Source organism: Thalassotalea sp. Y01, from assembly GCF_012932945.1.
GTDB lineage: Bacteria > Pseudomonadota > Gammaproteobacteria > Enterobacterales > Alteromonadaceae > Thalassotalea_A.
Map to the genome: position 1 here is coordinate 63,897 of NZ_JABBXG010000001.1, position 19,054 is coordinate 82,950.

Sequence of the window (19,054 nt, forward strand, 5' to 3'; positions counted from 1 at the left end):
ATTAAACAATGAAATAAGTGCCCACGTCTGTGGGCATTTTTGTAAGCTCATAAAAAAAATTGAAAAAATCGTAAATTTTTAGAAATTAAATTGCAACATGCAAGGTCAATACAATCAAGAGACGCAATAAAACGGAACCTATGGCTAGTAAACAGAAACGCTATGAAGCGCTAGTAAACGCATTGCATAAGGATTTATATCGCTATGCTTACTGGTTGGTTCATGACAAACAAGTCGCCGAAGACCTTGTTCAGGAAACATTCCTAAGAGCATGGCGAGCCCTTGACTCTTTAAAAGATGAGAAAGCCGCAAAGTCTTGGTTGATCACCATCTTAAGACGAGAAAATGCCAGACGTTTTGAACGCAAGCAATTTGATATGAGCGAATATGATGAGGCAGCGACAATGGATACACATATATTGTCGAGCGAACAAAGTCAGGAAAACCAATGGCTGCATCAGCGCATTGCCAGCTTACCTGAAGAATATCGAGAGCCTCTGGTATTGCAAATTATCTGTGGCTACAGCGGTGAAGAAATCGCACAAATCCTCGAGTTAAACAAAAACACCGTAATGACGCGACTGTTTCGCGCAAGAAACCAATTAAAAGATGCTATCGAACAAAACAAACACATCAAGGGGCGCTACAATGGATGAATTAGAATTCCGTAGAAGGCTGTATAGTGATCCGAACAGCAAAGACAATGAGCTGCTCAACGCTATTGAAGCAGATCCCAGCCGTAAAAAATTCGCCAAAGAGTTAAAATCTCTCGACGATAAAATCGATTCTGTATTGCGGGTTGATGTACCAGAAGATCTAGCGGATAGATTAATACTGCGTCAAAGCCTGGACTCACATAGCCAACGTCAACGTAAATCACGATGGCATTTGGCTGTCGCTGCGTCTGTCGCATTTATCGTTGGAATCAGTGTCAGCTATATGGCAATTACCCCATCACACTCGAGCATTGCCGATTATTCATTAGCTCATTATCACCATGAGGCAGGCAACTTTGCTCATAGCGGTGACAGTAAGTACACTCTAACCAGTTTTAACGACTCGGTCGCAGGTCTTGATGTCAGCTTTACCGACAAGCTAGGTAAACTGGTGTCGGTTGATGAGTGTTTCTTTGATGGTATGAATTCAGTTCATTTGGTGTTTGAGGGCCTTTACGACAATGTGACGGTGTTTATCATTCCTAAAAATGAACACTTAGCACAAAGCGAGCAATTTGCCGACCAAAGCGTTAAAGGTATCAGCCGTCAATACAGTAAAGGCGGTGTTATCATCATGGGAGATGTCAAAGAGCCATTAGAGCAATGGCAACAAAAAATTGACGAAACCATCGAGTGGTCAATCTAATATTCACTAGGTACTCACAAGTATGACTCCAGCCATACTTCGTTTTAGCCTGCCGTTTGGTAGGCTTTTTTTTGCCATTAATTACCCACCATAAGCGTAACCCTCTGATCACACTCCCGTTGTGCAACTACATCTCTCAATTACGTTGATCTATCGCAAAAATTCAACCAATTGTTACGAAAACTAGCACAGTAAATGTAAACTTGTTAACATCGCCGCAAACTCAAATAAAAGACGTTATTATGACAATAGAAACTCCAATGATGGTTACCTTTATTGGTTACCTGCTAACCACATTGCTGATAGGTTATATCGCCTATAAAGCAACGACCACACTAAGCGATTATATTCTTGGTGGTCGTCAACTTGGCCCTGCGGTTACCGCGCTAAGTGTTGGCGCGTCTGACATGAGTGGCTGGTTACTACTTGGTTTGCCTGGTGCAATATACTTATCTGGTATCAGTGAAGTCTGGATCGGTGTCGGTTTGGTGCTCGGTGCGTTCTTTAACTGGATATTGGTCGCACCAAAGATTCGCTCTTTTACTGAAAAGGCGAATAACTCACATACCATCCCTGAATTCTTTGAAAACCGCTTTGCCGACAAATCCCATACCTTACGATTTATATCCGCTATAACCATACTGATTTTCTTCACATTTTATGTGTCATCAGGCTTGGTCGGCGGCGCTATTTTATTTGAAAAAGTATTCGGTTTAGATTACATAACGGCGCTGGTTATTGGCGCGGTTGTGATTGTATCTTATACCTTCCTTGGCGGATTTCTGGCGGTGAGTTGGACCGACTTTTTCCAAGGTTGTTTAATGTTATTGGCATTGGTCATTTTGCCTATCGTTGCCTTAAACGAGTTAGGCGGTATTGAACAAACCTCACAAATTCTGCAACAAACCAATCCAGATTACGCCGCGCTCTTTAAAGACTTTAGCTGGCTTGGTTTCTTCTCACTAATGGCATGGGGACTTGGCTATTTTGGTCAACCACATATCCTGTCGCGTTTCATGGCAATTCGCAGCGTTGATGATATTCCTATGTCACGCAATATTGCTATGATTTGGATGATTATATCTTTGATAGGCGCCTTGGCTGTTGGTCTTGTCGGTATTGCGTATTACGCCAACGCGCCGCTTGAAAACCCAGAAACAATATTTATTTTCCTATCGAAAGCACTGTTAAACCCTTGGGTCGCCGGTATCATTATTGCCGCTATATTGTCAGCCATTATGAGCACCATTGACTCGCAATTATTGGTTTGTTCTAGTGTCATTGTTGAAGACTTTTATAAAAATTTCGCCAAAAAAGATGTCTCCGAAAATGAGTTAGTTTGGATTTCTCGTTTCTCTTTACTTGCTATCGCGATATTAGCCACATTGGTCGCGTTAGACCCGCAAAGCAGTGTCTTGGGGCTAGTAAGCTATGCGTGGGCCGGTTTTGGTAGTGCCTTTGGCCCAACCATTTTATTAGCGCTATTTTGGCATAAATATAATCGTTTTGGCGCTTTGGCTTCCATTGTAACCGGTGCTGTCGTGGTCATTGCTTGGCCAATGCTCAAAGCTGAATACGGTGGAATCTTTGCGCTTTATGAAATGATCCCAGGCTTTATTCTTGCAGGCATCGCCGGTGTCGTTACCAGTAAGCTAACACAGCATATGGATCAAGAGAGTAGCAAGATATATGCACAGTTAAACAGCAAATAATAACAACACGACAACGTAACAAGGGCTTGAAATGCACCATACGCATATCAAGCCCTTTTTGTTGTACATTTTCCCAGAAACTCGGTTAATTAAGTTAACAGCGAGCCAAGGCTGTGATAGGTTATTAATAACGGTTTAAGTTGTACCTGCCACCTTCAACAGGATAATAATAACTATGCCAAGCTTTGCAGCTAGACAAGCCATCGTTGATAAACAACAACAGGTCATCGCCTATGAACTGCTGTTTCGAGACAGCATGATCAATGTTTACCCTAAGGTAGACGCGCATACGGCAACGCAAAAATTGCTACACACCGCATTACAAAGCTCGCAAAGCAAAACCTTTACTCAACAAAAGCCAGCGTTTATCAATTTCACCACAGAAACACTGCAAAAAGGGTACCCTTTCAAATTTGATAATCGCCATATCGTTGTTGAAATTTTGGAGACCGAAGAGCCCACACAACAGTTGCTTTCTTTGTGCCAAGAACTGCATCAACAAGGCTATGAAATCGCCTTAGACGATTTTATTAATCATCAACAGTGGCATGCGTTCTTTCCTTATATCAGTATTATTAAAGTAGATTTTAGACAAACATCGACTACCGAAATACTGCAACTGATAGAGCACATTACAAACTACCCGAACATCAAATTACTGGCAGAAAAAATCGAGAATAAACAGGAATTTGAACATGCTAGCCGGTTAGGCTTTGAATACTTTCAAGGCTATTTTATTGATCAGCCCGAAGTGATGAAATCACGTCCACATGTGATGGATGAAATAGGTTTAGAGCTGGATTTGGCGTAGCGAGATTTTGACCTAGAGTGAATTTGACCTAGAGTGAGTTTGACCTAGAGAGGGTTTGATTTAGATGGATTTTGTCACAGAGTTAATTTGGTCTAGACACAATCGCCTAGACCAAGAACGACAATAGCATTAACGGTTATTCAAAACCGTTTGGATTTTGTGATTGCCAACGCCAGGTATCGCGGATCATATCATCCAAGTTACGTTCAGCCTGCCAACCTAAAAATTCATTGGCAAGATCGGCTTTAGCAAATACTGTCGCGATATCTCCAGGGCGTCTTGGGCTAATTTGATAAGGCACATCAACGCCGCTGATCTCTTTAAATTTATTCACGATTTGCAATACTGAGGTACCATTACCGGTGCCAACATTAATGGCAATACAGCCATCAACTTTTGATAGTGCCGTTACCGCTTTCAAATGCGCGAGAGCCAAATCAACCACATGGATATAATCGCGCACGCCGGTGCCATCAATAGTGTCGTAATCATCACCAAACACACTCAATTGCTGCAATCGACCAACCGCCACTTGCGATACAAACGGTAATAGATTATTGGGAATACCATTTGGGTTTTCACCAATAAGGCCCGAATGATGCGCCCCAATTGGATTAAAGTAACGCAGTGAAATAATTGACCATTGCGGATCACTTTTCGCCAAATCGAAAAGAATATGTTCGATCATTAGCTTGGTTTGGCCGTAAGGGTTGGTCGCCGATGTTGGCATAGTTTCGATTAATGGCGATAAGTTGTTTTCACCGTAAACCGTTGCAGACGAGCTAAACACTAGGTTTTTCACTGAAAATTGCTTCATCACTTCCAGCAACACTATGGTGCCAGTAACATTGTTATGATAATAGCTCAGTGGTATTTGCGTAGACTCACCAACCGCTTTTAAACCAGCAAAGTGAATGACCGCAGAAATATCATGCTCACGAAAGACGCTTTCCATTGCCGCTTTATCGCAGATATCCGCCTTGATAAATATCGGTCTTTTGCCAGTGATATGTTCTACCCTATCCAATGACTTAGTCGACGAGTTGGACAAGTTATCGACGATCACCACGTCATCGCCAGCATTTAATAATTCAACCACGGCATGGCTACCAATATAGCCGGTACCGCCGGTTATTAATAAACTCATGTTACATCCTCAAAAACACCGAATATCGACGGAGATTAATTTTTATAATAATTTGCAAGCGTTGTAATAAATGTTTCGACTTGCTCTTCAGGTAAAGCGTTTATCCCTGCTGCAGCTGCACGTCCGCCACCGGTCGGGAACTGCACACAAATTTCATCAGCACCTTGCTTATTATTTAATGGCGCTCGTACGCTGACGGTATAACTGCCATCTAAATTTTGCGTTAGCACGCCATGAGCTTTATCTGGTGATTGGTTTGCTAAATCATTACCAAAGACACCACTCACTCGACGTGACCATGCCGCATCTTCTAAAGTAACCACTTTGCAAATGTCATTCTCAAACAATACTTGCGCTGAATTGGCTTTATTCATATCGGTAACATATGCCGCCTGTAAGTCGTAAAATAACGATGATTTATTGCTAAATAAGGCTTCCGGTGACTCATAGCCAAGCAAACGCTCAAATAAATCTGCCGGGTGAAAGTGTAAGTCATCGGTAGTACGGCCATAACCGTTGTAATTAACGTAAGTACCAAGCTGTTCCAGTAAGTTCGCTTCGTTTTGTGACAGGCCTTTTAGAGCACAATGCCGGGCAGCTACCGCTTTAAGGTTATCGCCGTAAGCTGCAGCAATCGCCCAACTATGATGTGCGCCCTTAAGATAATCATTAATCAACAAACTTGTGCACACATCGGCAGAGGTGTTGATGATGGTTTTTAAAAACGTAGACTGGGGAATATTCGATGCACGATGATGATCAACATAGAACACTGGCACAGCTGCGGATAACAACTTCTCTAGTCCAGCTTGGTTTTTATCCATAGACACATCCAATGTGGTAACGGAACTTGCGTTACCAACGTCGACTTTATCCAGTAACGATATATCTCGTTTAACACCGGTGATCAAGGTACTGGTTTTTGGCTCCGATAAACGAAGTTGAACTAATGCTAAAATTCCATCGGCATCGCCGTTAAAAACATCGTAATGCATATACACTCTTCTATTATTTGTTATTTTCTAAATACAGCACGAAATGCGTAAAAAGCAAAGCACCAAAGCGAATAAACTATATTGATTTTCTCCTGTTCGCGGTATATTTGCCACTGCCTTTTGGCTTTTTTGAGCTTATTTCTCGAAATTGAGCCTGGGGTTATGCGATAACGCGTCAAGACACGGGGCAAATGCAACGCTTTGCCTGCTCTTTTTATCAGCATTAGCCAGGTTGCGTAATCTTGACCGGTGCGCAGCAAAGGCATGCGAAAGTCACCAAGTAATTGTTTATCTACCATGACAGTTGAACAGCCAAAGGTCGCCTTTTTTTTCAGTAATTGATGATAATCAATCCAGCCTAAATCGGCTTTATCGACAACTTTATTACGTGATTGGCTGTGTTGGTCAACAATATCGTAAGACGTAAAAGATAACGCCGCTTGGTGCTGCTGCATATACTGCAGGTGTTGCTCAAGCTTTGTTGGCAACCACAAATCATCGGAATCAAGAAAAGCGATATAGCGCCCTTGGGCTCTGTTTAATGACCTATTGCGCGATACAGCAGCCCCTCGATTGCGCTCATTTTGATTAAATTGCACCCGTGGATCCGATGCTTGAATACGTTCAAGAATCTTTAGCGTATTATCTTTTGAACAATCATCGGTAATCAATAACTCCCAATCACTAAAGCTTTGCGCAACAATTGAGTTTATTGTTTGTTCAACATAGGCCGATGAGTTGTAGGTAGCCATGATGATTGAGACGACAGGCAACTGCATCAGCCTTTACCTCTTAAGTATTTGATAAAAAACCGTATAAATTGCCCTAACTGGATAAGCTTAAGCCAAACCACCTGCGCCATAAATCGTCGCCTTTGTTTACCTACTAAATTGGTTTTACTCAAAAAACCATTAATTTTAATATAAAAGCTCGGTTTGAGTGGTCGCAAAACAGCTTTAGTGATTTTTACAATAGCAGCGTTTAGAGACTTTACCGCGAGTTCGGCATCACCACGAACTAAGCGATTCAATTTCTTGCGTATCTCATCAGCACTTTTACGAGTTGGGTGTGACACTTTCACCTGTGATTTAAACTGAAACCGTTTGCCGAGCCTATTCATGCGCTGACTCCAATCAAAGTCACCACCAGATTCTACTTCCTCAAAGTCGCCTATTTGTTGAAATACATCACGGCGCACCGCCAAATTAGCTGTGACAATGTGGCCCTTTTCAGCGTTAGCTTGGTTGTCCATATGAAAGGTTTTGTCATACCACTGCCATGGATTGTTTTTGTCATCAATCACTAAATCAACAAAGCCGGAGATCACATCGATGTGCTCTTGGCTGAATATTTCATGGATTTGTTGCAACCAATCGCGCTCGACCAAGCAATCGATATCGGTAAATACTAAGATATCACCGCTTGATTCTCGAACCCCTTTGTTTCTTGCACCGTATGAACTCGCTCGTTGTTGATAATTGATTTGACGGGCGTTTAACTGAGTATTATCAGCCAATAATCGCACCAATTGCGCCTCGCTACCGTCTGATGAATCATTGTTTACAAAGACAACATCAAAATGCTCTGCCGCTAACGATTGCGACGTTATCGCCTTAATGAAATCGACGAGATAAGGTGCGGCATTATAAAAAGGAACGATGACAGTTATCTTCATACAGCCGATTGAACCCGCTGATAAAGTTCGAGTAATTTGTGCTCTTGTTCTTCCCAGCACAGTTGTTCTACCGCAGCCTGAGTATTGGCAGCGTAATGCTGCAACAGTTCTGGGTTGTCACGAAACTGAACGATCGCCTGATGTAAATCTTGCGAGTTATCTTTAATGGCTAAGCCCAGTTGGTATTGCTCTATCACTTTACGAATTTCAGGAAAGCCGGTGGAAATCACTGGCAAACCAGCCAAAATATATTCAAACAGTTTGTTAGAATCGGTCGAGTAATGATTCAGACAGGTATTCTCAATAGGCTGCACACCAAACGTAGCCGATGCGGTATATAACGGTAAATCCGCGAGTGGCACCGTTGCGATAAAATGTACCCTATCGCTTATTCCTAGATTGGTAACCAACTGTTTTAATTTATCTTCTATCCGCCCGCCACCAATAAACACAAAATAAACCTCATCAATATGTTGTGCCACTTGCACCAACCGTTCTAGGCCGCGACCTGGTTGCAACATGCCTTGATAAAGCGCAATAGGCCACGATTGCTGTAAATTCAAGGTGTCTCTTATGTGATTCGATTGCTGCGGTTCGGCAAAAGATTTGGTCGGTCTATTTTGTAATACCGTCGGCCGTGGAACTTTGTAAGCCAGACGAAAGAATTTAGCGCGCACATCTGTGGTGGTGATCATCGCCGCAACTTTCGGTGTCAACGTTTTCTCAATGCAACCGACGACTTTGCGAAACGGGCGATAGCCTTCACGATCGGTACTTATCTCATGAGCATCATAGACAAGCTTTGCAGCGCACATTTTGCTAGCAACATACGCCGTAACCAACACATTAACATCATGGGCGTGAATAATGTCAGGCTTAGAACGGCTCACCGCAGCAATCATCGAAAAGATGGTTCCGACGCGCTTAACCAAGCGAGATAGCTGTGCCAATGGCTTCATTGACAATGATTGTGCATGGCCTTTATTTTTACGACGAAATAACCCCATGCCATCAATACGGCGCACAATCACACCGGATGTCAATACGTCATGCTCGACATTGACACCGGCTTTAAATAAAGCGAAAACCGTCACTTGATAACCATTGGCGACTAGGGTTTCCGCTTCTTTTAGTACCCTGGCATCGTTGGTAAATGGGTTCCATACGATCATCGATACCTTAATTGGCTTACTCAAATTGATGTTGCTCCTACGACACGTTTGCGGCGATATATTGACTAATTAGTGTCGCAGCCGATTGCAGAAGCATTTTCTCATCCAACTCAGGCATATCTTGGCCTGTAACCGACAAGTCATCCATTTGGCCATAAACCCGATCGGCATGACGTTGCAGTAATTCCAGCTCTTCGTTATTCCAATTGTTGACTTGCTCACAGTAACGTTGCGGCAAAGTAATTTTAGTGCCACGATATTTACCCGCTAATGGGAACGCCATTTTGTTTAAGAAATACTTGCGCACGGCCTCTGATTGGCTCTTATCGTCCTTTAACAATTGATTGATCAAGCGCAGAATTTCAGTGAGCTCCATACTCAAGGAAATGTTACTGCTTGCCGATTCAATGTCAGTTGCAAACGAGTCACTAAACTCCATACCGCAAGCGTCAAAGAACAATGAGGCTAAATCACTCTTTTGCCCTTGGGTCGGCACAATCACCACATCGACTGGCGCCACTTGAGACCACAACTCAATAGCGTGACCAAACGCATAATTAGACCAAATACCGCTTAAGCTACCACGTTGCGTGCGCAGCTGTTTAAAATAGCCGGGATAAGAAATACTTGCCCCGCCCTTGATAAGCTGTTGCCAAGATGAAGGAATAGCACTCGATAAACCGCGAATCGTAAAAACCACTCTATCTGGCGCGCCGACTTTATCAATAAAGTGCGCGATGCCTTGCTTACTCAAACAAGAAAGCGCTTCCGCTGAGATGACACTGTTAGGGGTTTTCGCTGAACGCAAGGCTTGCACCAAATCCTTGCCAAGTGCCTCTGGCACCGCAGGAAACCTCCAAGGAATATGCTCTCCACAGAGCGCATAACAGGCATGTTGTTGATTTAGCCTATTACCAGGATACGACCAACCATGCTTTTTAAGGGCGGCTTGATTGCTAGATAAAATTTGTTGCAAAAAAGTGGTACCACTTTTCATCATGCCAACGTGATATATTTTCATTTATCCCCCCTGCCTGTTGCGCTTGCAGGCAACTTAATAAACACTACGATTCCAGTTTTAAGACGTTATCTAATTGTTCAAACACAATCTCATAGCCATAGTTATCAATCAGATACTGACGATTTTGCAAACGAACCTGCGTTAATGCCTGCTGATCCATTGCTTGCCATTCGATAACTTTTTTTGCAGCACTTTTTACCGAATCGACTATCCAGTCTTCAGGATAAACACTGTCAGCACTAGGCCATGGCCAAACCAATGGTAAGGCGCCGGTGCACGTGCCATCCGCTAATGCATAATGGAATGATTCAGTCTCACTCGGAGATAAAATATAATTAATGTTCTTGTACCATGTTTGCACGTCATTACCCCAGCCGGTAAAGATCACCGCATCCTTTAATTGAGAATCCTCATCAATCATGCGATACAAATCGTAGTAATATTCAAGCTCGTGTTTACGCCCTGGACCATGCATAAATTCAAGATTTTCAGGTCGATGACCTTTAATATACAACTTAGCATCGACACCTTGTTGCAATAAGCTTTTGGTTAGCTTTAGAGCACGATCAAAGCGTTTTGTTTTTGGCGTGATGCCTACCATACCTAAACTGACTTGCTGATCTCGTTCAAACATGGGCAATAAATTGTCATTCAAAAAGTTGGCAATGACGACGGTTTTTTCCATTGGCCAGCCAAACAGTTCTACCGCTTTATCACGTACCAGCGCCGATACGAAGATAAACTTGGTTACGTTATCAACATCGATTTTTTTACCAAAACGTTTCGCCTTATCGCGAACCTCTTGTGCATGAATACGAATATAAAGCGGCTTTTTGTTGACGTTATTTTGGCTATACCAGACCGCGTTAGCCAGTCCCCACTCGCAAAAAATAACATCCGATTCATACAGATACTGCATTGCCGCTTTTTCATCACCGCTACCCCACTGCCAATAATCCAATTGCACCGAGTAGTTCTTATCCTTTAGATAAGAGATGTACGGATATAAGAACTTTAAATCATTGCCTGCAAAAGCAATTTTCATTGCTTTGTCTTGTTCATCACCAATGAGAATTGGTGCCAAATTACTGGCAATGGTAGCAAAGCTATGTTGTTTACGAAGCTTGTCTGACAGTGCTTGATAATTAAATGGGGTATGGCTTTCGATACACTCTACGCTGGCTTCAAAACCAGTAAAGTCGCTGACATAACATGGGTAATCGTCACCAAGTAAGTCTTTATTAATCTGTGATGGGTAGCATAACGTCGGGATCGATAAGGTGCCCATTTCAATCAACTTAGTCGATACCTCTAAGGTATTATCTTCTAGATACGCATCGCGGTAACACCAAACCAATTGCATCGCTTTCATTAATCCCATGGCTTGAAAGCGGTTCATATCGTTATAGACGGTGACAAAAGGCTTATCTAACAAACGATTCATCTCGGCAATAAACTCGTTGCGGCGCTCGCCTTTGGCTGTCACTTTTTGGGTGACCACATGTACGTTGATCTGATGCCCTTGATTAATTAATCTTTCACTCCAATTAATCAGATGCTCTACGCCCCAGCCGGGCTGAACTTTGCCCGCGTAACCAATATTGATAACGCTGTTATCGACATTAGCCTCAATCAGTTTATCTTCGATATCCGCAGGTAATGACGGCGGCAACTGCACACTGTCAAACGCAATATCGGTTAGTTCGGATAATTTGTTTCGAATTTGACAGGTTTGTGTCAGTACCGTGTTGGCGTTGTTTAAAATCAATGGTAGTACCGCGAGTTTCTCTTCAGGTACCGAGAAACCATGTTCATCAACGGCATAAAAATCCGTTAAATACGGGTACACACGGCTGGCAAATGCTTTCTCATCCATAACCGCGGCCGTCACATCTAGACCACGCAATACCACTGATTTTAAACTGGCAATTTTGTCGTCTAAAAATTTAATCGCCTTAACTGCAGAGCTTGTGGTCAACGGCGCATTAAAGCCAATATGTTTAGGCTGCACAATGACCAAATTGCCGGCATTGACGATGTTAGACAATACATTTTTGTCCGGATCAACATTGTCTTTTAACAACAATACGGTCGGCCCTACCTGTGACATTATCGAGCTTATAGACGATAACCAAATAGAAGAGCCATCAATCACATTTGGGCTAATGTCACCAAAAATCAAACAACGAGAAGCAACCACTTGCTGCTGCTCAGCAAAGGCTGAAAATTGATTGTTGGCAAAATCATAATCGATTGCCTCACTATCTAAATCACTACTTAGAAACTGGGTAGCGACATTTTCCATGATAATAGATGGCGACAAAGATCTATCCCGAGAAAACGGGATAACCTGATATTCGAAAAAACACACCTCTGGTGGAAAGTCGATATCTACTAACAGGGTGTTCTTGTCCTGATAAAAATAACGGAACTTGCCATAACGTTTCGAATGAAATAGTTTGGTGGTCGCTATTTGCTCTACCGGTACGCCGTTATTATCAAAAAAGCGACATTTTAGAATCACTTTTTGCTCTGCCGGCAGTTCATTTTCGGTGGCTAGATTGAGGGTCAGTTTAAACTTGTTGCGCTGTTCTAAGTTAACGGCAATGGCTTTAGACGGCTGCTCTAAGTCGATAATTTGATTACTGCGGCCATCCAACAATGGCAACAATTCAACGTCCTGAAACTTGCCAAACTTACCTTGTGCCACTTGTTTTTTGTAATTATCTCGACGACGAAAATCATTGAATAGACGATACAAATCTTTCGGTAGATTTAGTACGCTTTTAGGACTGCGAACACCGGCAAACAAGCTACCTAATTGATAGGTTAAACTGGTTCTTACGCCGGTTAATTTTTGTTGCAGTTCTTGCTTTTCAAATTGCAGCCCCTTGACTTTAGATTCTAACGAAGCAATCAGTTTATCTTGCTGCTGAAACTTTTTATCTGCCTGATTTAACTCTATTTGGTATTGCTCAAGCTTTTGGTTTAGAGATTGAAACTGAGTTGATTTTTGCCTTAGCTCATCAACCAAAGGGGTAAACTCTTCTATTCGCTCAAGCTTTTGATGGGCGGTTTTCGCCATTCGACTTAAACGGTTATGGCGCAAAATGTCTTTATAAGAATCCTGTACATTCTTATATTGTACTTGCGCTAGCTGCTGCTCCAAACTGACTTGGCTTTTAGGAACAAACAAATGGGTTAATGTCGCGTTGAACGTATCCCAATATAGGTATCCACGTTCAATCAACCAATTATATGCCCACTTAAATTCTTCACTATTTAAGCACTCGATATAAATGATCGGCTGATCTTTGCTGATCAGTGCTTCACCGCCTTTAAGAACCGCCAGCTCCATACCTTCAACATCAATCTTGATCAGCTTAACCGACTGTTGAAACGACAAACTGTCGAGATTGGCTACTTGAATATCACCTTGGCCGAGTGCCAAGGATTGTGCCCCCAGGTTTTGCGCATTTTCACTGGTAAAATGAGCATGATTGCGGGACTCACCAAGACCAAGATTGTGAATCGTTAAACTGGAGGTTAATTCATTGATCTTTTTACTGACTTCAAGCGCATCACATAGAAATTTGTTCGGTTCAAAGCAAATAACATTAGCACCTAAATTCGCAAGGTATAAGGAATGATTGCCAATATTAGCACCGATATCTAAGACTAATTCGCCCACCTCAATACGGGTTGCCATGTCACGAAGAATTTCTTCTTCGTAAGGTTTCTTATTCTTATAAATTTTGCCCTGAATATAATCGCTTTGGCGATTAGGCAGATAAATTTTATAAGGGCCACTGGCCGTATTAATTTCAACCAAGTTGTCTACTGCATCACTCACGACACTTCGTACCCCATTAAAGCCAAATGCCTTTGCTATCGATTAATTTTTGCTGTTCACCGAGTGCAATCGATGCTTCTTTAAACTGTTTGTGGTCAACGAGCATAACCAGTACGTCACTGTCTCTTACGGCAGATTCGATATCCACTAACCTTGCATCGTGAGCGAGTAAATCATCAGGTAATGATTTTATGTTCGGCTCGACAATGGTTACTTGGCCTTGGTATTTTGCTGCCAATGCTTTACTAATATCGAGCGCCGGGCTTTCCCGTAAATCATCAATATTTGGCTTAAACGCAACGCCAAAACAGGCAATTTGAATATCATTGAGTTGCTTGCTACTGTGATGAACAATATCAGAAATAGCCTGCTCTACTTTTTCTAACACCCAACCCGGTTTACCATCATTAACGGTACGTGCGGTATGAATAAGGCGAGCCAACTCTGGGGTTTTACTGACAATAAACCAAGGGTCAACGGCAATACAGTGGCCGCCGACACCTGGGCCTGGTTGCAAAATATTGACCCGCGGATGGCGATTGGCTAAAGCGATCAACTCCCAGACATTGATGTCTAATTCATCACAAATTATCGAAAGCTCATTGGCAAAGGCGATATTGACATCACGAAAACTGTTTTCCGTTAATTTTGCCATTTCTGCGGTGCGGGCATTGGTAATAACACATTCACCGTGAACACATATTTTGTATAACTCGACAGCATACTGCGAGCATTTCGCTGTCATACCACCGATGACGCGATCATTTTCAACCAACTCTCTGATCACATGGCCTGGCAATACACGCTCAGGGCAATGCGCGACGCGAATGTCAGAGTTTTCGCCATGAGTTTGCGGAAAGGTTAAATCCGGTCGAGCTTGGGCTAACCATGCCGCCATTTGTTCGGTAGTCCCCACAGGAGAAGTCGATTCCAGTACCACCAAGTCGCCCTTTTTCAAAACCGGTGCTATCGCATTGGCAGCGGATTGGATATAGGCGAGATCAGGTTGATAATTATCTTTAAACGGCGTTGGTACGGCGATTAAAAAAGCATCGGCAGGCTCTGCTGTTGTGGTCGCTTTTAAATAACCTTCGGTGACCGCTGCACGGACAACGATATCCAATTGCGGTTCAACAATATGAATATCACCTCTGTTTATGGTATCGACAGCGTGCTCATTGACGTCAACACCAATCACTTGAACTTTGCGTGAGGCAAACACGGCAGCGGTTGGCAAACCAATGTAGCCAAGACCAACAACAGATATTGTTTTAAAACTCATTTTCTAATCCTTATTAAAGCGATTCAGCATATTCAGCTAAGACGGTAGCGATTCGTTGACAGGCCTTACCATCACCATAAGGGTTGTGGGCAAAGCTCATTTCTTGATAAGCATTATCATCGGTCATTAATCGCTTAATTTGTTCATATATCGTATTGATATCGGTACCAACCAATTTCACCGTACCTGCTTGCAATGCCTCAGGTCGTTCAGTGGTATCTCGCATTACTAAGACCGGCTTACCTAATGATGGCGCTTCTTCTTGAATACCACCGGAGTCTGTCAAAATGATGTGGGCTTTATTCATCAGATAAACAAATGGCAAATAATCTAATGGTTCAATCAAATGAATATTAGGTGAATTTGACAATAATCGGTTGACCGGTTCACGTACATTTGGGTTTAAATGCATTGGGTAGACGATCTGGCTATCCGGGAAATCATTGGACACTTTTACCAGCGCTTCACATATACGCTCAAAGCCGCCACCAAAACTTTCTCGGCGGTGGCCAGTGACCAATATCAGCTTGCTGTTGTCGTCTATGAAGTCGAATTTATCGGCAAATGATGAACGAATGTTTTCGTCAGTTTCAACCTTATCAACCACCTGCATCAAGGCGTCAATAACCGTATTGCCGGTAATATGAATATCGGCTTCGTTGACATTTTCTTTGCTCAAGTTGTCTGCTGATGTTTGGGTCGGAGCAAAATGCAATTTAGTGAGTGCGCCGGTAAGCTTGCGATTGGCTTCTTCTGGCCAAGGAGAGTAAATATTACCGGTACGCAGACCTGCTTCAACATGCCCTACCGCAATCTGCTTGTAATATGCCGCCAAACTTGCCGCAAATGTTGTGGCGGTATCGCCATGCACCAAGACAATATCCGCATCAAACTCAGCGAAAACGTCTTCCATACCTTTTAAGATATTACAGGTGACATCACTGAGACTTTGCCCAGGCTTCATGATGTTTAAATCAAAATCAGGCGTTAGATTAAATAGATCCAATACTTGATCAAGCATCTCGCGGTGTTGAGCAGTAACGCATACCTTGTGCTCAATTCTAGAGTCCTGATTCAGAGCAATGGCCAGTGGCGCCATTTTGATTGCTTCAGGGCGAGTGCCAAATACGGTTAATACTTTCATCTTGGTATATTTCTCTTATCTAATTCAATTCGTTTATGGTGGCCGCAACAATTCGATACACGCCAAAGAGCATTAATAAAATCACCGCAAATAGGGTTAAGTTATAAAGAATCTTTGGGTACTTGTTGTCTTCTGGCAAGGTCGGCGTTTCAACGACCACCAAAAACAGCAACTGTCGGTAGGCTTCAATACGGGCTTTTTCTAGGGATATAAGCGATGACGCGTATGCTTGCATCGTCAATTCCAGTTCAATTTTGTAGTCAGAATAACGAGCTAACTTTTCACCGACGTTTAATGACGGCGACTGACTATCTTGACCAGACAAGCGTTTATTTTCCTGCTCCAACTGGGTTTCCAAGGCCGCGATAACACGCTTTAAACTGATCACCTGAGGTGAGTTTTCCGACATGATTTCCTGCAAGCTATATAACTCGGCTTTTTTCGCCGATATTTGGCTTTCCATGGTATAGGCAATTTCTTGATAAGCCGCGCCTTCCATTTCTGGATCGAGCAAATTATATTGACTTTGAAAAGCCAGCAAGGTTGCTTTTGCTTGCTCCATTCTATCGGCCACAACTTGGTGCTCGCCTTGCACAAACGCCAGCTGTTCTTTGGCGATTTGATGACTGATATTATTGATAAACCACTCGGCGCGTTTGACAATAATGCTGTTGAGTTGTTTGGCAAAGCCCTCTGAAAACGCTTGCGTTCTGACGGTGATCACTGACGATATTTCGTCAATTTCAATGTCAACTTTATCAATATAAAATTGCAGATAATCTTCTCGTGTATTCCAACCACTTAAACGACTAAAAAAGTCTATATCCGAATTTGAATAGTGTCCTTTTAAATCGAGTTCTTGCGCTAAATACTCAAGCATATCCATCGAATGTATATAGGATTCGACCAACTGCGTATCAGTGCTTGCAGTGCTTACTCCAAGCCCGGACAGTATCGCCATAGAGGCATCCATAGTGGCCATATTATCAGGTTGACGTACAATCAATTTGGATTGGCTTTCATAGCGCGGCGATGCGAATACGACAAGATAAATACAAAAGATAAACCAAGGTAATACCACAAATGCAAAAAACTGATTTTGCGCCCAAGTGGGCAATTTACCGGTTAGCGCATTGACACGATAACTTAAGGCGGTTTTATCGACATCCGCAGCAGACTCTTTGGGATCAGCTAAGCTCACCTCAAATACATAGGCTTGATCGGTTTGTAACTCGAGCTTGTATTGATGCAGCTTTTTTACAATAAACGGGCCATGTGGACGCAGTACATTCGCCCTTTTCATGATCAGGTAGGCTAATTCAAGATCATCGTTTTCGCGCTCAATCGCCTCGTCACGCAGCAATGACGCGGACTCCCAATCCAAAGGACTTATCGAATTTTTAAATTGCGCCAAACGAGCTTCTAATTCTTTTATTTTTTTCATGCTTATAATCTTTGGTACTTATCGATGGCAACTTCCAAATCATTGAAAAACGCTAATTGCCCTTTGTGAATAATAATAGCACTGTCACAAAACTCTCTGATTTCATCCATATCGTGACTGACCATAATAACGTTGGCATCACGGCTGCGGCTTAAGAGAAAATCTCTGGCTTTGCGTTTAAATTTTGGGTCGCCAACCGATGTGGCTTCGTCAATTAGGTAAACGTCAAAGCTAATCGACATGCAACAAGCAAACGCTAAGCGCGAGCGCATACCCGATGAATAGGTCTTTACCGGTAAGTCGTATTTCTGTCCTAACTCGGCAAAATCTCGAACCAAGTATTCGTATTCGTCCAAGTTATCCACGCCATTGACTCGGCCAATAAAACGGGTATTTTCCCGACCGGTCATTTGCGGATGGATACCGGTCGCCAATGCCACGGGCCAGGAAATATTAAGATTGGTAATGACACGACCATCATTTGGGTATTCACTACCTGCCAACATTCTAAATAAGGTCGACTTACCCGCACCATTGCGACCGAGTATGGCAATATTATGATTTGACGGAATCTCAAAATTAATCTTATTGAGAATATATTGTCTACCTATCTTCGATGGGTAAAACTTGGTGAGATTTCTTAACGTGATCATCGGCTCACCACCTGTTTCCAAAACGCTTTGTAAACCGCCAAAGATAAAAACAAAGTGGTTAATGCAAACATCAACAGAAATTCAACACTCACGCCTTTTGCCGCAAACGTCGGATAAGCCGCGTCTCGTGACAATTCGACGGCATGTAAAAATGGATTCCAATCCAAGTAAGGCCAATACTGTTGCGGAATGTCTTTTAGGCTGAAAAAAATGCCGGATATAAAGAACATTGGTCGTAATAGTAAGTTTTCTAATTTACCTATTTCCGCAACAAATGCTTTGGCCACAGCAAACAACAAACCTAAGGCAACTGAAATCAGCCAAACTAAAACCACGTAACTGATAACCAACAACGGATTGTAAATATAAAATTCAATACCAATAAGATAAATCAGCAACATGCTGACTAATATGACCGCGAATATAACCAATAACTCAAACATCGCATTGGCTAATACTGCACTTATCGGTTGCACCTGCCTAAATGCAAACAACGCTTTGTTTTTTTGCACTGAACCTGAGACGCTGCGAAACGTCGATAAGAACAGTTGAATTATCAACATGCCATACATGATAAAAATCACCGTAGGCATACTGTGGGTCGTAGGGCCGGCAAGCTGGCTGCGTATAAAAGAGAAGGCAAAGACAAACAGTAAGGGATTTATCAATGCCCAGCTGATGCCAACTTTGTCATTAAACTTGCTTCTTATTTCTCGCAAAAATATCGCAAAGATCACGTCTTGCCATATTTGCAAATTACTTCGCCGCCTTACATCAGCCATA

The 19,054-nt window shown here is 42.5% G+C and carries 16 protein-coding genes; 4 read left to right on the forward strand and 12 right to left on the reverse strand.

Translation table 11 applies throughout. From position 1 onward, the window contains the following. The first annotated feature begins 140 nt into the window (after positions 1-140). The 4 genes from HII16_RS00280 (at position 141) to HII16_RS00295 (ending at position 3,885) form a co-directional block, all read left to right on the forward strand. Positions 141-656, forward strand: coding sequence for a sigma-70 family RNA polymerase sigma factor (locus tag HII16_RS00280; protein ID WP_135437606.1), 516 nt, complete (start codon positions 141-143; stop codon positions 654-656). Further along, positions 649-1,362, forward strand: coding sequence for a DUF3379 family protein (locus HII16_RS00285; RefSeq protein ID WP_169126403.1), 714 nt, complete (start codon positions 649-651; stop codon positions 1,360-1,362). The genes HII16_RS00280 and HII16_RS00285 overlap by 8 nt, the downstream gene beginning before the upstream one ends. A gap of 242 nt (positions 1,363-1,604) precedes the next feature. Beyond that, positions 1,605-3,074, forward strand: a complete 1,470-nt coding sequence (putP, locus tag HII16_RS00290; RefSeq protein ID WP_169126405.1) for a sodium/proline symporter PutP — start codon at positions 1,605-1,607, stop codon at positions 3,072-3,074. Between the two features lie 175 nt (positions 3,075-3,249). Next, the gene (locus HII16_RS00295) at positions 3,250-3,885 is read left to right on the forward strand and encodes an EAL domain-containing protein (RefSeq protein ID WP_169126407.1); all 636 of its coding nucleotides are present in this window, start codon (positions 3,250-3,252) and stop codon (positions 3,883-3,885) included. Between the two features lie 136 nt (positions 3,886-4,021). On the opposite strand, the gene galE is transcribed toward HII16_RS00295, so the two are convergent. From galE to HII16_RS00355, 12 genes are read right to left on the reverse strand one after another with little or no spacing between them, the layout of a single operon-like run. Next, positions 4,022-5,032, reverse strand: a complete 1,011-nt coding sequence (galE, locus tag HII16_RS00300; RefSeq protein WP_169126409.1) for a UDP-glucose 4-epimerase GalE — start codon at positions 5,030-5,032, stop codon at positions 4,022-4,024. A 35-nt stretch (positions 5,033-5,067) separates the two neighbouring features. Beyond that, complete coding sequence (locus HII16_RS00305; protein WP_169126411.1) at positions 5,068-6,027, reverse strand: DHH family phosphoesterase; 960 nt, start codon at positions 6,025-6,027, stop codon at positions 5,068-5,070. 20 nt (positions 6,028-6,047) lie between these two features. Beyond that, the gene (locus tag HII16_RS00310; RefSeq protein ID WP_169126413.1) at positions 6,048-6,806 is read right to left on the reverse strand and encodes a glycosyltransferase; all 759 of its coding nucleotides are present in this window, start codon (positions 6,804-6,806) and stop codon (positions 6,048-6,050) included. Continuing rightward, positions 6,806-7,702, reverse strand: coding sequence for a glycosyltransferase family A protein (locus HII16_RS00315; RefSeq protein WP_169126415.1), 897 nt, complete (start codon positions 7,700-7,702; stop codon positions 6,806-6,808). Before HII16_RS00315 ends, HII16_RS00310 begins: the two co-directional genes overlap by 1 nt. Further along, positions 7,699-8,898, reverse strand: coding sequence for a glycosyltransferase (locus HII16_RS00320; RefSeq protein WP_211183351.1), 1,200 nt, complete (start codon positions 8,896-8,898; stop codon positions 7,699-7,701). Before HII16_RS00320 ends, HII16_RS00315 begins: the two co-directional genes overlap by 4 nt. A 13-nt stretch (positions 8,899-8,911) precedes the next feature. After that, on the reverse strand, positions 8,912-9,895 hold the full coding sequence (locus HII16_RS00325) for a hypothetical protein (protein ID WP_169126417.1): 984 nt from the start codon (positions 9,893-9,895) through the stop codon (positions 8,912-8,914). Positions 9,896-9,938: 43 nt separating this feature from the next. Then, a complete protein-coding gene (locus HII16_RS00330; RefSeq protein WP_169126419.1) occupies positions 9,939-13,748 on the reverse strand; it encodes an FkbM family methyltransferase in 3,810 nt (1,269 codons plus the stop codon). Positions 13,749-13,764: 16 nt separating this feature from the next. Beyond that, positions 13,765-15,030 carry a UDP-N-acetyl-D-mannosamine dehydrogenase gene (gene wecC, locus HII16_RS00335; RefSeq protein ID WP_169126421.1) on the reverse strand — a complete coding sequence of 422 codons (1,266 nt, stop codon included), beginning with the start codon at positions 15,028-15,030 and terminating at the stop codon, positions 13,765-13,767. A gap of 13 nt (positions 15,031-15,043) precedes the next feature. Further along, positions 15,044-16,174 carry a UDP-N-acetylglucosamine 2-epimerase (non-hydrolyzing) gene (wecB, locus tag HII16_RS00340; protein WP_169126423.1) on the reverse strand — a complete coding sequence of 377 codons (1,131 nt, stop codon included), beginning with the start codon at positions 16,172-16,174 and terminating at the stop codon, positions 15,044-15,046. 19 nt (positions 16,175-16,193) lie between these two features. Next, positions 16,194-17,618 (reverse strand): lipopolysaccharide biosynthesis protein, encoded by a 1,425-nt coding sequence (locus tag HII16_RS00345; RefSeq protein ID WP_169126425.1) that lies wholly within the window; start codon positions 17,616-17,618, stop codon positions 16,194-16,196. Positions 17,619-17,620: 2 nt separating this feature from the next. Beyond that, the gene (locus HII16_RS00350) at positions 17,621-18,271 is read right to left on the reverse strand and encodes an ABC transporter ATP-binding protein (RefSeq protein ID WP_169126427.1); all 651 of its coding nucleotides are present in this window, start codon (positions 18,269-18,271) and stop codon (positions 17,621-17,623) included. Beyond that, positions 18,268-19,053, reverse strand: coding sequence for an ABC transporter permease (locus HII16_RS00355; protein ID WP_169126428.1), 786 nt, complete (start codon positions 19,051-19,053; stop codon positions 18,268-18,270). The genes HII16_RS00350 and HII16_RS00355 overlap by 4 nt, the downstream gene beginning before the upstream one ends. Position 19,054: the final 1 nt, after the last annotated feature.